5 protein-coding genes are annotated in these 15,985 nt (G+C 50.8%); all 5 read left to right on the top strand.

Translation table 11 applies throughout. The features are described 5' to 3' along the window. Positions 1-145 precede the first annotated feature (145 nt). On the top strand, positions 146-3,385 hold the full coding sequence (locus tag O3276_RS02600) for a DUF1601 domain-containing protein (protein ID WP_269674233.1): 3,240 nt from the start codon (positions 146-148) through the stop codon (positions 3,383-3,385). A gap of 92 nt (positions 3,386-3,477) precedes the next feature. Beyond that, positions 3,478-6,117: a DUF1601 domain-containing protein gene (locus tag O3276_RS02595; protein WP_269674232.1), complete on the top strand. Its 2,640-nt coding sequence runs from the start codon at positions 3,478-3,480 to the stop codon at positions 6,115-6,117. A 59-nt stretch (positions 6,118-6,176) separates the two neighbouring features. Beyond that, on the top strand, positions 6,177-9,047 hold the full coding sequence (locus O3276_RS02590; RefSeq protein ID WP_269674231.1) for an RAP domain-containing protein: 2,871 nt from the start codon (positions 6,177-6,179) through the stop codon (positions 9,045-9,047). A gap of 138 nt (positions 9,048-9,185) precedes the next feature. Next, on the top strand, positions 9,186-12,458 hold the full coding sequence (locus tag O3276_RS02585; protein ID WP_269674230.1) for an RAP domain-containing protein: 3,273 nt from the start codon (positions 9,186-9,188) through the stop codon (positions 12,456-12,458). A 109-nt stretch (positions 12,459-12,567) separates the two neighbouring features. Continuing rightward, the gene (locus O3276_RS02580) at positions 12,568-15,981 is read left to right on the top strand and encodes a DUF1601 domain-containing protein (protein ID WP_269674229.1); all 3,414 of its coding nucleotides are present in this window, start codon (positions 12,568-12,570) and stop codon (positions 15,979-15,981) included. Positions 15,982-15,985 lie beyond the last annotated feature (4 nt).

Below are 15,985 nucleotides of genomic sequence, written 5' to 3'. Positions count from 1 at the left end.
AATGATTTGAAAATAACGGATTGGTGGCATGAGAAATAGATGTGTATCCCCAATGCCCCGGTTTTATAGACACTTCAGTAAAATGAACTTCTGAACAGAACAGCAGTCTACTTTTTATATTTTCATGCATTAATGAAATATAGTTATGGACGGAAGCTCAGCCGGTATCAGTGGTCAATACGCAAAATCAGATAATAATCATAACCGACCGGGTGGCCGTGCTGCTACTTCGAGGCGTGGACGATACCGACAGGCCACGGTCAGGCAGTGGGATGATAGCCCACGCAATAATCCGGGGCGTACGGCATTTTACCGTTCTTCTGACGCACGCCCTTCTCAATATCTACAGCGCCGTTCAATTAACCCTGCTCAAAATTTTAACGCACTCATCAAACCAGAAATAATGGATGATCTGCTGAGTAAATCGGATCATTTCGGTCATCGCTATGATGGAAGAGATCACGGTCTATATGCCAGTTCAATTAAAAAATACACGTCCGCGTCTAAAAGACCGTTAAATCGAGCTGAACAAAGCCAGCTGATGCATTTTCTGCAAAATTTCACAGTCACACGGAGCTGGAATTGGCGAAGCCTGACGACAACATTTCACTCATTAACTTCAGCGGGTGTTTTTACCCCTCATAAGCCCGTGGATCAGCGTGTTAAGCTCACCCAAGCTGCTTTATTGTCCATGCTATTTGATGCAATAACGTTCAAGTGCAACCACAAACCTCAAGCCAGGGATATCGATGCCCGGGGAATCGTCAACCTGCTGTGGGCCATGGCAAAACTGGTGGACAACGGGCTGGAACGGACACCAAAGTTCAAAAAGGCTGTGGCCGCCCTTTTGCCCCACGCAAACACACAGAAAGAGCAACTTGTTCCTCAGCATATCGCTAATCTGCTGTGGGCCATGGTGAAACTGGTGAGCAACGGGCAAGAACAGACACCCGGGCTCAAAAAGGCCGTGGTTGTACTGTTGCCCCACGTGAAAACACAGAAAGACCAATTTAATCCTCAGCATATCGCTAACCTGCTGTGGGCCATGGCGAAACTGGTGGACAACGGGCAGGAGTGGATACCTGGGCTCAAAGAGGCTCTGGTTGCGCTGCTGCCCCACGTGAGCGTACAAAAAGTCAGCTTTAATCCACAGGAAATCACTAACCTGCTGTGGGCCATGGCTAAATTCGTGGTCAATGGGCAGGAGCAGACACCCGGGCTCAGCGAAGCCGTGGCCGAGCTGCTGCCACACGTCAACGCGCAGCAAGACCAATTTAATGCCCAGGATATCGCCAACCTGCTGTGGGCCATGGCGAAACTGGTGGTTAACGGACAGGAGCAGACGCCAGAGCTCAAAGAAACCCTGGCCACGCTATTGCCCCAGGTAAACGTACATAAAGACCAGTTCAATCCCCAGGGTATCGCCAACGTGCTGTGGGCCATGGCGAAACTGGTGGACAACGGGCTGGAGCGAACACCAGAACTTAACAGAGCCGTGGCCGGGCTGTTGCACCACGTGAACGCAAAGGCTAACAATCCACAGGAAATCGCCAACCTGCTCTGGGCCATAGCGAAACTGGTGGACAACGGGCTGGAGCGGACAGCAGAGTTCAAAGAGGCCCTGGCCGTGCTGTTGCCCCAAGTGGTCGCACAAAAAGCTAACAGTAAACCACAGGAAATAACCAACCTGCTGTGGGCCGTGGCGAAACTGGTGGACAACGGACTGGAGTGGACACCAGACCTCAAAAAAGCGGTAGCCAGGCTGTTGCCCCACGTGAACGCACAGAAGGCTAACTTTACCCTACAGGCTATTGCCAACCTGCTGTGGGCCATGGCGAAACTGGTGGACAACGGGCTGGAGCTGACGCCAGAGTTCAAAGAAGTCGTGGCCAGGCTGTTACCCCATGTGAACGCACAGGCAGCTAACTTTAACCCACAGAGTATTACCAACCTGCTGTGGGCCATGGCGAAACTGGTGGATAACGGGCAGGAACGGACCCCGGAAATCAACGAGACCATGGCCGCGCTGTTGCCACACGTGAACGTAAAGAAAGACCAATTTAAGGCCCAGGAAATCGCCAACCTGCTGTGGGCCATGGCGAAACTGGTGGACAACGGGCTGGAGTGGACAGCAAGGCTCAACCAGGCCGTGGCCGCACTGTTGCCCTGCGTTAACGCACAGAAAGACCAATTTATTCCTCAGCATATCGCCAACCTGCTGTGGGCCATGGCGAAACTGGTGGACAACGGACTGGAGCAGACACCAGAACTCAAAGAGGCCATGACCGCGCTGTTACCCAACGTGAATGCGCAGAGAGACCAATTTGTCCCTCAGCATATCGCCAACCTGCTGTGGGCCATGGCGAAACTGATAGACGGCAGGCAAGAGTGGCTCCCGGGGCTCAACGGGGCGGTTGCCGCTCTGCTGCCCTGCGTAAACGCACAGAAAGACCAATTCAGTGCCCAGGGTATCACCAACCTGCTGTGGGCCATGACCAAACTGGTGGACAACGGACTGGAGCAGACACCAGAGCTCAAAGCGGCCCTGGCGGCGCTGTTTGCCCAAATGAATGCACAGAAAGAACAATTTAATGCCCAGGGTATCGCCAACCTGCTGTGGGCCATGGCAAAACTGGGTGAGTTCGTTGAGCTGGGTGTGGTGACCTCTACCTTTGAATCTTTTGTCCACCGAATCAGTACCAACCCTCAGCTCTCTGCGCAAGAGATATGGATGTCTCTCTGGGGAGTCATGGTGTGCTGTGCCAGGCTGTTTCTAGACTCCCATGCTAAAAATAACGTGCTTGAACAGCACATGGATGACCTGTTTACTCGCCTGAAAAATACCTCCCCGAATAATGAAGAGAATCAATGCACCATTGCCATGGCCGCCAGTTGGCTTGGCAAAGCGTGTCCGGTCACCCCCCATTACCAGGCAATCATTTCAAAACCTCAAAGCGTCGTCCGAGATCAACTCCAATCATGCATTCCATCATTAAAGATTGAAGAAGAAAAGAGTCTGTGTTCATTACCTCCTGTCGATTTGCTACTGCCAGACCACAACATTGTGATTGAAGTTCAGGGACCGTTTCATTACGTGAGTGGTGATTTCAAAACCCGCAATGGGTCGACTCTGCTAAAAATCGCACTGCTGCAAAAAGCAGGATTTGAGGTCTTTGAAATCCCGACGAACACGCTTTGGCGACCGGGTTCAATAAAACGATATGTTGATCAAATAAAGACCAGGGTAGCCATCCCGCCACAGGATCATGGCTGTGCATCACTTAACAGCGGGTGGCAATCCTCTGATCAGCATTACTTAACCGCCGAAGCACATTTAGAAAAACAAACAGGCAAACCCGGAAAAAGGAAGAAAAAAAGCCAATAACTGCTTCAATTTATAAACACTTAAGCAAAATGAACTTCTGAACTGCACAGCAGTCTGCTTCTTATATTTTCATGAATTAATGAAATATAATTATGGACAGAAGCTCTGCTGGCATCAGTGATAAATACGCAAGATCGGCTAATGATTATAACCAGCCGAATGATCATGCCGATTGTTCAAAGCGTGGTCGATATGGACATTGTTCAGTCAGACAGTGGCATAATCCTCCCCGCACAAACCCGGGGCGTAATGACTTTTACCGTTCTTCTGACGTATGCCCTGGTCAACATCTACAGTACCGTTCAGTAAACCCTGCACAAGATTTTAATGCGCTTATTAAACCAGAAATAATGGATGATCTGGTGAATAAATCCTATCATTTCGGCCATCGTTATGATGGAAGAAATCACGGGCAATATGCCATTTCAATTAAAAACTACACGTTAGCTGCTGAAAGACCGTTAAACAGGACTGAACAAAGCCAGCTGATACATTTGCTGCAAAATTTCACCGCAACACCGAGTTGGAATTGGCGAAGCCTGACGTCAACACTTCATTCACTGACTTCAGCGGGCGTTTTTACCCCTCATACCCCCATAGATCAGAGTGTTAAGCTTACTCAAGCTGCCTTATTATCAACGTTACTTGATGCAATCATATTCAATTGCAACCAAAAACCTCAAGCCATGGATATTGAAGCCCGGGCAATTGCCAACCTGCTGTGGGCCATGGCGAAACTGGTGGACAACGGGCTGGAGCGGACACCAGGACTCAAAGAGGCCGTGGCCGCGCTGTTACCCCAGGTGAGCGCATATAAAGACCAATTTATTCCTCAGAATATCACCAACCTGCTGTGGGTCATGGCGAAACTGATGGACAACTGGCGGGAGCAGACACCCGCGCTCAACGAGGCCATAGCCGCGCTGTTGCCCCGCGTGAACGCACAGAAAGACCAATTTAATGCCCAGGGTATCACCAACCTGCTGTGGGCCATGGCGAAACTGATGGACAACGGGAAGGAGCGGACACCAGCGCTCAACGAGGCCGTGGCCGCGCTGTTGCCCCTCGTGAACGCACAGCAGGCTCACTTTAAACCACAGGGTATCGCCAACCTGCTGTGGGCCATGGCAAAACTGGTGGACAACGGACAGGAGTGGACACCAGGGCTCAACGAGGCCGTGACCGCGCTATTGCCCCACGTGAACGCACAGAAAGCCAACTTTAAACCACAGGGCATCGCCAACCAGCTCTGGGCCATGGCGAAACTGCTGGACAACGGTCACGAGCAGACACCAAATCTCAAAGAAGCCGTGGACGCTCTGTTGTCCCAGGTGAACGCACAGAAAACAAACTTTAAACCACAGGGCATCGCCAACCAGCTCTGGGCCATGGCGAAACTGCTGGACAACGGTCACGAGCAGACACCAAATCTCAAAGAAGCCGTGGACGCCCTGTTGCCCCAGGTGAACGCACAGCAAGCTAACTTTAATCCACAAGGTATCGCCAACCTGCTGTGGGCCATGGCGAAACTGGTGGACCACGGGCTGGAGCAGACACCAGGACTCAAACAGGCCGTGGCCGCGCTGTTGCCCTTCGTGAACAGACAGAAATACCAATTTAATTCCCAGAATACCGTCAACCTGCTGTGGACCATGGCGAAACTGGTGGACAACGAGCAGGAGCAGACACCAGAACTCAACGAAGCCGTTGCCGCGCTGTTACCCCACGTGACTGCTCAGAAACACCAGTTTATTCCACAGGAAATCGCTAACCTGCTGTGGGCCATGGCGAAACTGGGTGACAACGGGCAAGAACAGGTGCCAGAGCTCAACCGGGTCGTGACCATGCTGTTGCCCCACGTGAACGCACAGAAAGCTAATTTTAAACCACAGGAAATCACCAACCTGCTGTGGGCCATGGCGAAACTGGGTGAGCTCATTGAGCTGAACGCAGTTACCTCTACGTTCGAATCGCTGGTCTACAAAATCAGTGAAAACCCGCAGCTCTCTCAGCAAGGGATATTGATATCTCTCTGGGGAGTCATGGTATGCTGTGCCAGGCTGTTCATGGTCTCCAATGCCAATAAAAATAACGTGCTTGAAAAGCACATAGTTGACCTGTTTACCCGTCTGGAAAAATCATCCCCGGATAATGAAGAGGAACAAACCATCATTGCCATGGCCGCAAGTTGGCTTGGGAGAGCGTCTCCGGTCGTCCCCCATTACGAGATTCTCATATCAAAACATCAATCCGACTTTCGCAATCAGCTCCAATCCTGCATTCCATCTTTGCAGATTGAAGAAGAAAAGAGCCTGAACTCATTACCGCCGGTTGACCTGATACTGCCAGATCACAACATGGTGATTGAAATACAGGGAAAGTTTCATTACGTGAATGGTGATTTCAAAACCAGGAATGGGTCGACTCTGCTGAAAATCGCACTGTTGCAAAAAGCAGGATTTGAGGTCATTGAAATCCCGGTTAACCAGCTTTGGAAACCGGATGTAATTATTGATCAAATAAAGACCAGGGTGGCCATTCCACCACAGGGCCATGGCAGTGCATCAGTTACAATCGGGTGCGTAGATAAGACAAACGTTAGCGCCGTCAAAGAGTGTCAATCCTCAGATCAACGTTGCTTAGCCGCCGGGGAACATTTAGAAAAGCAAACAGACAAACCAAAAAATAGAAAAAAGAAAAGAAAAAAACTCATAAACATTTCAGCAAAATGAACTTCTGAACAGAACCGCAGTCTGCTTTTTATATTGTCATGAATTAATGAAATATAATTATGCATAGAACCTCTGCTGATATCAGTGGTCAATACGCAAAATCAGGTAGTGATGACAACCATCCGGATAACCATGCCGCTTCTGCCAGGCGTGGACGATATAGCGAGTGTACAGTCCGACAGTGGGATCATCCCCCACGCCAGGGACGTAATGCATTTTACCACTCTCCTGGCACACGCCCTCCTCAAAATCTACTGCGCCGTTCAGTAAACCTTGCTCAGGATTTTAATTCCCTCATAAAAAAAGAAACAATCAATACTCTGGTGAATAAATCGAATCGTTTCGGTCCTGAATATGATGGGAGATATCACGGTCATTATGCCAGCTCAATTAAAAAATACACGTTAGCGGCTAATAGACCGTTAAATCGAATAGAACAAAGTCAGCTGATGCGTTTGCTGCAAAATTTTACTGCAACACGGAGCTGGAATTGGCGAAGCCTGACGACAACATTTCATTCATTTACTTCAGCGGGTGTTTTTATCCCTCATAAGCCCGTGGATCAGCGTGTTAAGCTCACTCAAGCTGCTTTATTGTCGGCGCTATTTGATGCAATAACGTTCAAGTGCAACCAAAAACCTCAAGCCTGGGATATCGATGCCAGGGGCATCGTCAACCTGCTGTGGGCCATGGCAAAGCAGGTGGACAACGGGCACGAGCGGACACCAGGGCTCAAAGAGGCCGTGGCTGCGCTGTTGCCCCACGTGAATGGACAGAAAGCTGATTTTAAACCACAGGAAATCGCCAACCTGCTGTGGGCCATGGCGAAACTGGTGAACAACGGGCAGGAGCAGACACCAGAACTGAAAGAGGCCGTGGTCGCACTGTTGCTCCTGGTGAACGCACAGAAAGCCAACTTTAGACCACAGGGTATCGCCAACCTGCTGTGGGCCATGGCGAAACTGGTGGACAGCGGGCAGAACTGGATACCTGGGTTCAAAGAGGCCGTGGCCGTGTTGTTGCCCCAGATGAACGCCCAGAAAAACAACTTTAAACCTCAGGAAATCGCCAACCTGCTGTGGGCCATGGCGAAACTGGCGGACAACGGACAGGAGCGGACACCAGAACTCAAAGAAGCCGTGGCCGCACTGTTGATCCTGGTGAACGCACAGAAAACTCACTTTACACCTCAGGGTATCGCCAACCTGCTGTGGGCCACGGCTAAACTGCTGGACACCGGGCAGGAGCGGACAACAGAGTTCAATGAGGCCGTGGTCGGGCTGCTGCCCCAAGTGAACGCACAGAAAGCTCAATTTAAACCTCAGGAAATCGCTCAGTTGCTGTGGTCCATGGCAAAACTGGTGGACAACGGCCAGGAACAGACGCCAGAGTTCAACGAGGCCATGGCCGCGCTATTGCCTTACGCAAGCACACAGAAAGCACAATTTAAACCACAGGAAATCGCCAACCTGCTCTGGGCCATAGCGAAACTGGTGGACAACGGGCAGAAATCGACACCAGGTTTCAACGAGGCAGTGACTGCGCTGTTGCCTTATGTGAACGCCCGGAAAAACCAATGTAATGCACAGGATATAGCCAGCCTGCTGTGGGCCATGGCGAAACTGGCGGACAACGGGCTGGAGCGGACACCAGAACTCAACGAAGCCGTGAACGCGCTGTTGCCCCGCGCGAGGGCACAGAAAGACCAATTTATTCCTCAGCATATCGCCAACCTGCTGTGGGCCATGGCGAAACTGGTGGACAAAGGGCTGGAGCAAACATCAGGGCTCTACGAGGCTGTGGCCGTGCTGTTGCCCATGGTAAACGCACTTAAAGACCAATTTATACCTCAGCATATCGCCAACCTGCTGTGGGCCATGGCGAAACTGGTGGACACCAGACAGGACCAGACACCAGAGTTCAACGAGGCCGTGGCTACGCTGTTGCCCCACGTGAACGCACTGAAGGACCAATTTAATCCTCAGGGTATCGCCAACCTGCTGTGGGCCATGGCGAAACTGGTGGACAACGGGCTGGAGCGAACACCGGAGTTTAACCAGGCTGTGGTCGTGCTGTTGCCTCATGTGAAGGCGCAGAAAGGCCAATTTAATGCTCAGGGTATTACCAACCTGCTCTGGGCCATGGCAAAACTGGTGGACACCAGACAGGACCAGACACCAGAGTTCAACGAGGCCGTGGCTGCGCTGTTGCCCCACGTGAACGCACTGAAGGACCAGTTTAATCCTCAGGGTATCGCCAACCTGCTGTGGGCCATCGCAAAACTGGGTGAACTCATTGAGCTGAACGAGTTTACCACCACGTGCGAATTGCTTGTCTACCAAATCCGTGAAACTCCCCGGCTCTCTCAGCAAACCCTATTGATGTCTCTCTGGGGCGTCATGGTATGCTGCGCCAGGTTGTCTCTCGCCACTGCCAATAAAAATGATGTACTTGAAAAACTCATGGATGACCTGTTTACTCGCCTGGGCAATACCTCCCCCGACAATGAAGAGGATCAATCCATCATGGCCATGGCCGCAAGCTGGCTTGGCAGGACGTGTCCGGTCATCCCCCATTACCAGACAACCATTTCAATACCTCAATCCAATTTCCGTCATCAACTCCAATCATGCATGCCCTCTTTAAAGATTGAAGAAGAAAAGTGTCTGAACTTGTTGCCTCCGGTTGACCTGCTACTGCCAGATCACAACATGGTGATTGAAATTCAGGGACCATCTCATTACGCAAGTGCTGATTTCCAAACCAGGAATGGTTCGACTCTGCTGAAAATCGCTCTGCTGAAAAAATCAGGATTTGAAGTCATTGAAATCCCGGCCAACATGCTTCGGAATCAGGATTCAATGAAATTATATATTGACCGGCTAAAGACCAGGGCAGGCATCGGGCCACAGGGTCATTCTGTATCATGATTTGGCAATAACGAAAGGGTGGCAAGGAGTAGATGAGTATCCCCAACCACGTGGTTTGATAGACATTTCAGCAAAATGAACTTCTGAACAGAGCAGCAGTCTGCTTTTTATATTCTCATGAATTAATGAAATATAATTATGCATAGAACCTCTGCTGGCATAAGTGGTAGATACGCAAGATCAGATAATAATTACAACCAACCGGACAACCATGCCGCTTGTTCAGAGCGTGGACAGTATAGACATGCCACCGTCAGAAAGAGAGATAATATCCCCCGCACTACTCCGGAGCGTAATGAATTTTACCACGCTTCTGCCCCATACTTTGCCCAAAACCTGCCGTGCCGTTCAATAAACCCTGCTCAAGATTTCAATGCCCTCATCAAACAGGAAGTAATGGATGATTTGATGAGTAAATCGGATCGTTTCGGTTATCGTTATGATGGGAAAAATCACAGTCAATATGCCAATTCAATTAAGAGATACACATTAGCTTCGCAAAGCCCGTTAACCCGAGCGGAACAAAGCCAGCTGATGATTTTTTTGCAAGATTATACCGCCACACGGCGTTGGAGTTGGCGAAGCCTGACAACAACACTTCATTCATTTACTTCAGCGGGTGTTTTTACCCCTCATAAACCCGTGGATGTTCGTGTCAGGCACACTCAGGGCACCTTATTGTCAATGCTGTTTGATGCAATAGTATTCAAGTGCAACCGAAAAGCTGCAGCGTGGGATATTGATGCCCAGGGAATCACCAATCTGCTGTGGGCCATGGCCAAACTGGTCGACAGCGGGCAGGAGCGAACACCAGGCCTCATCAAGGCTATGGCCGCGCTGTTGCCCCATGTGAACGCACAAAAAGATCAATTTAATGCTCAGGGGATCAGCAACCTGCTGTGGGCCATGGCGAAACTGGTGGTCAACGGGCAGAAGCGGACTCCGGGGATCAATGAAGCCGTGGCTGCGCTGTTGCCACATGTGAACCTACAGAAAGCGAACTTTAAACCATGGGGAATCGCCAGCCTGCTGTGGGCCATAACCAAACTGGTTGAACACGGACAGGAGCAAACACCAGAACTCAACAAAGCCCTGGCTGCGTTGTTGCCCCAGGTAAACGCACAGAAAACTGACTTTAAACCACGGGAAATTGCCAACCTGCTGTGGGCCATGGCGAAGCTGTTGGACAACGGGCTGGAGCAGACACCAGAGCTTAAAGCAGCTGTGGCCGCACTGTTGCCCTGTGTGAACGCACAGAAAGGCCTATTTAATGCGCAGGATATCACCAACCTTGTCTGGGCCATGGCGAAACTGCTGGACCACGGGCTGGAGCAGACAACAGATCTCAGCGAGGCCGTAGCGGCGCTATTGCCCCTCGTGAACGCACAGAAAGCCAACTTTAAACCACAGGGTATCGTCAACCTGCTGTGGGCCATGGCAAAACTGGTGGACACCGGGCTGGAGCAGACCACCGATCTCAGCGAGACCATAGCCGTGCTATTGCCCCACGTGAACGCACAGAAGGACCAATTTAATTCTCAGGGTATCGCCAACCTGCTGTGGGCCATGGCAAAACTGGTGGACAACGGGCTGGATCAGACAGCAGAACTCAAAGAGGCCGTGGCCGCGTTGCTGCTTCGCGTGAACGCACAGAAAGAACCATTTATTCCTCAGCAAATCGCCAACCTGCTGTGGGCCATCGCGAAACTGGTGGACAACAGGCAGGAATGGACACCAGAACTCAACGAGGCTGTGGCCACGCTGTTGCCCCATGTGAACGGACAAAAAGACCAGTTTATGGCCCTGCAAATCACCAACCTGATGTGGGCCATGGCAAAACTGGTGGACAACGGGCTGGAGCAGACAGCAGAACTCAAAGAGAGGGTGGCCGCGCTATTGCCCAAGGTGAAGGCACAGAAAGCTGATTTTGAACCAGGGGGTCTCGCCAACCTGCTGTGGGCCACGGCAAAACTGGTGGACCACGGGCAGGAAAGGACGCCAGAGCTCAACGGGACTCTGGCCGCGCTGTTGCCTCACGTGATGACACAGAAAGCTGAATTTAAACCAAAGGAAATCGCCAACCTGCTGTGGGCTATGGCGAAACTGTTGGACAACAATCAGGAGCGAACACCAGGACTCGAAAAGACCGTGGCCGCGCTGTTGCCTTATGTGAACACTCAGAAAAGCCAATTTAATGCACAGGATATCGCCAACCTGCTGTGGGCCATGGCAAAACTGGTGGATAACGGACAGGACCGGACACCAGGGCTCAACCAGGCCGTGGCTACACTGTTGATTCACGTGAACCCACAGGAACAACAATTTATTCCCAAGCATATCGCCAGCCTGCTGTGGGCCATAGCGAAACTGGTGGACAACGGGCTGGAGCAAACATCACGGCTCTACGAGGCTGTGGCCTTGCTGTTGCCCATGGTAAACGTACTGAAAGACCAATTAATTCCCCAGCATATCACCAACCTGCTGTGGGCCATGGCGAAACTGGTGGACAACGGGCTGGAGCAAACACCGGAGTTTAACCAGGCTGTGGCCGTGCTGTTGCCTCATGTGAAGGCGCAGAAAGGCCAATTTAATGCCCAGGGTATTACCAACCTGCTCTGGGCCATGGCAAAACTGGTGGACAATAAACAGGACCAGACACCAGAGTTCAACGAGGTCGTGGCTGCGCTGTTGCCCCACGTGAACGCACTGAAGGACCAGTTTAATCCTCAGGGTATCGCCAACCTGCTGTGGGCCATGGCAAAACTGGGTGAACTCATTGAGCTGAACGAGTTTACCACCACGTGCCAATCGCTTGTCTACCAAATCCGTGAAACTCCCCGGCTCTCTCAGCAAACCCTATTGATGTCTCTCTGGGGCGTCATGGTATGCTGCGCCAGGTTGTCTCTCGCCACTGCCACTAAAAATGATGTGCTTGAAAAACTCATGGATGACCTGTTTACTCGCCTGGGCAATACCTCCCCCGACAATGAAGAGGATCAATCCATCATGGCCATGGCCGCAAGTTGGCTTGGCAGAACCTGTCCGGTCATCCCCCATTACCAGACAACCATTTCAATACCTCAAGCCAATTTCCGTGATCAACTCCAATCATGCATTCCCTCTTTAAAGATTGAAGAAGAAAAGTGTCTGAACTTGTTGCCTCCGGTTGACCTGCTATTGCCAGATCACAACATGGTGATTGAAATTCAGGGACCATCTCATTACGCAAGTGCTGATTTCACAACCAGGAATGGTTCGACTCTGCTGAAAATCGCACTGCTGAAAAAATCAGGATATGAAGTCATTGAAATCCCGGCCAACATGCTTCGGAATCAGGATTCAATGAAATTATATATTGACTGGATAAAGGCCAGGGCAGACATCGGGCCACAGGGTCATTCTGCATCATGATTTGGCAATAAGTAGTTAACCAAATGAAATCATATATTTCAGCAAAATGAACTTCTGAACAGAACAGCAGTCTGTTTTTTATATTTTCATGAATTAATGAAATATAACTATGCATAGAAGCTCTGCTGGTATCGGTGGTCAATACGCAGGATCCGGTAATAATTACCACCAACCGGATGACCGTGCCGCTTATTCAGGGCGTGGACAATATAGACATGCCACCGTCAGAAAGAGGGATAACATCCCCCGCACGACTCCGGAGCGTAATGAATTTCACCACTCTTCTGCCCCATACTTTTCCCAAAACCTGCCGCGCCGTTCAGTAAACCCTGCTCAAGATTTCAATGCCCTCATCAAACAGGAAGTAATGGATGATCTGATGAGTAAATCGGATCATTTCGGTTATCGTTATGATGGGAAAAATCACAGTCAATATGCCAATTCAATTAAGAGATATACGTTAGCTTCGCAAAGCCCCCTGACCCGAGCGGAACAAAGCCAGCTGATGATTTTTTTGCAAGATTATACCGCCACACGGCGCTGGAGTTGGCGAAGCCTGACAACAACACTTCATTCATTTACTTCAGCGGGTGTTTTTACCCCTCATAAACCCGTGGATGTTCGTGTCAGGCACACGCAGGGTGCGTTATTGTCAACGCTGCTTGATGCAATAGTATTCAAGTGCAACCAAAAACCTCAAGCCTGGGACATTGATGCTCGGGGAATCGCCAACCAGCTGTGGACCATGGCCAAACTGGTAGACAGTGGACAGGAGCGAACACCGGGGTTCAACGAGGCTATTGCCGCGCTGTTGCCCCATGTGATCGCACAAAAAGATCAATTTACTACTCAGGGGATCGCCAACCTGCTGTGGGCCATGGCGAAACTGGCGGTCAACAGGCAGGAGCGGACTCCGGGGCTCAATGAGGCCGTGGCTGCGCTGTTGCCACAAGTGAACATACAGAAAACTAACTTTAAACCACAGGGGATCACCAACCTGCTGTGGGCCATAACAAAACTGGTTGAACACGGTCAGGAGCGTACACCAGAGCTCAATAAGGCCGTGGCCGCGTTGTTGCCCCAGGTAAACGCACAGAAAACTGACTTTAAACCGGGGGAAATTGCCAACCTGCTGTGGACCATGGCGAAACTGATGGACAACAGGCAGGAGCCAACACCACAGCTCGAAGAAACCGTGGCCGTGCTGTTGCCCCATGTGAACGCGCGGAAAGGCAAATTTAATGCTCAGGATATCGCCAACCTGCTCTGGGCCATGGCAAAACTGTTGGACAACGGGCAGGAACAAACACCAGAGTTCAAAGAGGCTCTGGTTACATTGTTGCCCCAGGTGAACGAACAGAAAGCCAAACTTAACCCGCAGGAAATCGCCAACCTGCTATGGGCCATGGCGAAACTGGTGGATAACGGACTGGAACAGACAACAGATCTCAGCGAGGCCGTAGCCGAGCTATTGCCCCACGTGAACGCTCAGAAAGCCAACTTTAAACCACAGGGTATCGCCAACCTGCTATGGGCCATGGCAAAACTGGTGGACCACGGGCTGGATCAGACAGCAGAACTCAAAGAGGCCGTGGCCGCGTTGCTGCTTGGCGTGAACGCACAGAAAGAACAATTTACTCCTCAACAAATCGCCAACCTGCTGTGGGCGATCGCGAAACTGGTGGACAACAGGCAGGAATGGACACCAGAGCTCAACGAGGCTGTGGCCGCGCTGTTGCCCCGGATGAACGGACAAAAAGACCAGTTTATTGCTCAGCATATCACCAACCTGATGTGGGCCATGGCAAAACTGGTGGACAACGGGCTGGAGCAGACAGCAGAACTCAAAGAGGCCGTGGCCGCGCTATTGCCCAACGTGAAGGCACAGAAAGCTGATTTTAAACCACAGGGTACCGCCAACCTGCTGTGGGCCATGGCAAAACTGGTGGACAATGGGCAGGACAGGACACCAGAGTTCAACGGGGCTCTGGCCGCGTTGTTGCCCCTCGTGATGGCACAGGAATCTGAATTTAAACTAAAGGAAATCACCAACCTGCTGGGGGCCATGGCGAAACTGGTGGACAATAAACTGGAGAGAGCAACAGGACTCGAAAAGACCGTGGCCGCGCTGTTGCCTCATGTGAACGCACAGAAAAGCCAATTTAATGCGCGGGATATCGCCAATCTGCTGTGGGCCCTGGCAAAACTGGTGGACAATGGACAGGACCGGACACCTCAGCTCAACGAGGCCGTGGCTGCTCTGTTGATTCTCGTGAACCCACAGAAAAAACAATTTATTCCTCAGCATATCGCCAACCTGCTGTGGGCCATGGCCAAACTGGTGGACAACGGGCTGGAGCGAACACCAGAGTTTAACGAGGCTGTGGCCGTGCTGTTGCCCCTGGTAAACGCACAGAAAGACCAGTTTATTCCCCAGCATATCGCCAACCTGCTGTGGGCCATGGCGAAACTGGTGGACAACGGGCTGGAGCGAACACCAGAGTTTAACGAGGCTGTGGCCGTGCTGTTGCCTTATGTGACCGCGCAGAAAGGCCAATTTAATGCTCAGGGTATCACCAACCTGCTCTGGGCCATGGCCAAACTGGTGGACAGCAAACAGGACCAGACACCAGAGTTCAACGAGCCCGTGGCTGCGCTGTTGCCTCACGTGAACGTACTGAAGGACCAATTTAATCCTCAGGGTATCGCCAACCTGCTGTGGGCCATGGCAAAACTGGGTGAACTCATTGAACTGAACGAGTTTACCGCCACATGCGAATCGCTTGTCTACCAAATCCGTGAACCCCCCCGGCTCTCTCAGCAAGCCATATTGATGTCTCTCTGGGGCGTCATGGTATGCTGTGCCAGGTTGTCTCTGGTCGCCACTGCCAATAAAAACCATGTGCTTGAAAAACACATAGATGACCTGTTTACTCGCCTGGGAAATACACCTCCCGACAATGAAGATGATCAATCCATCATTGCCCTGGCCGCAAGCTGGCTTGGCAGAACGTGTCCGATCATCCCCCATTACCAGACAACCATTTCAATACCTCAATCCAATTTCCTTGATCAACTCCAATCATGCATTCCCTCTTTAAAGATTGAAGAAGAAAAGAGTCTGAACTCATTGCCTCCGGTTGACCTGCTACTGCCAGATCACAACATTGTTATTGAAATTCAGGGACCATCTCATTACGCAAGTGCTGATTTCAAAACCAGGAATGGTTCGACTCTGCTGAAACTTGCACTGCTGAAAAAATCAGGATTTGAAGTCATTGAAATCCCGGCTAACATACTTTGGAATCAGGATTTAATGAAATCATATATTGATCAAATAAAGACCAGGGCAGGCATCCCGACACAGGTTCATTCTGTATCACTTAGCAGAGATGCGGCATACGTTACTACCGATAAAAGACGGGAAGAGGACAGTTACTTAACCGTCAAAGAACCTTCAGAAGAACAAACAGGTAAACCAAAAAGGAGAAAAAGGAAAAAAAGGACGAGAAAAAACCAGTAAGCTC

Source organism: Endozoicomonas sp. GU-1, assembly GCF_027366395.1.
GTDB lineage: Bacteria > Pseudomonadota > Gammaproteobacteria > Pseudomonadales > Endozoicomonadaceae > Endozoicomonas.
The sequence above is the reverse complement of the archived record's forward strand: the minus strand, read 5'-3'. Positions and strand labels throughout refer to the sequence as shown.

Excerpts from the sequence above, each read along its gene's own strand:
- O3276_RS02600 (WP_269674233.1), top strand. The coding sequence starts at position 146 with ATGGACGGAAGCTCAGCCGGTATCAGTGGTCAATACGCAAAATCAGAT.
- O3276_RS02585 (WP_269674230.1), top strand. The coding sequence starts at position 9,186 with ATGCATAGAACCTCTGCTGGCATAAGTGGTAGATACGCAAGATCAGAT.
- O3276_RS02580 (WP_269674229.1), top strand. The coding sequence starts at position 12,568 with ATGCATAGAAGCTCTGCTGGTATCGGTGGTCAATACGCAGGATCCGGT.
- O3276_RS02595 (WP_269674232.1), top strand. The coding sequence starts at position 3,478 with ATGGACAGAAGCTCTGCTGGCATCAGTGATAAATACGCAAGATCGGCT.
- O3276_RS02590 (WP_269674231.1), top strand. The coding sequence starts at position 6,177 with ATGCATAGAACCTCTGCTGATATCAGTGGTCAATACGCAAAATCAGGT.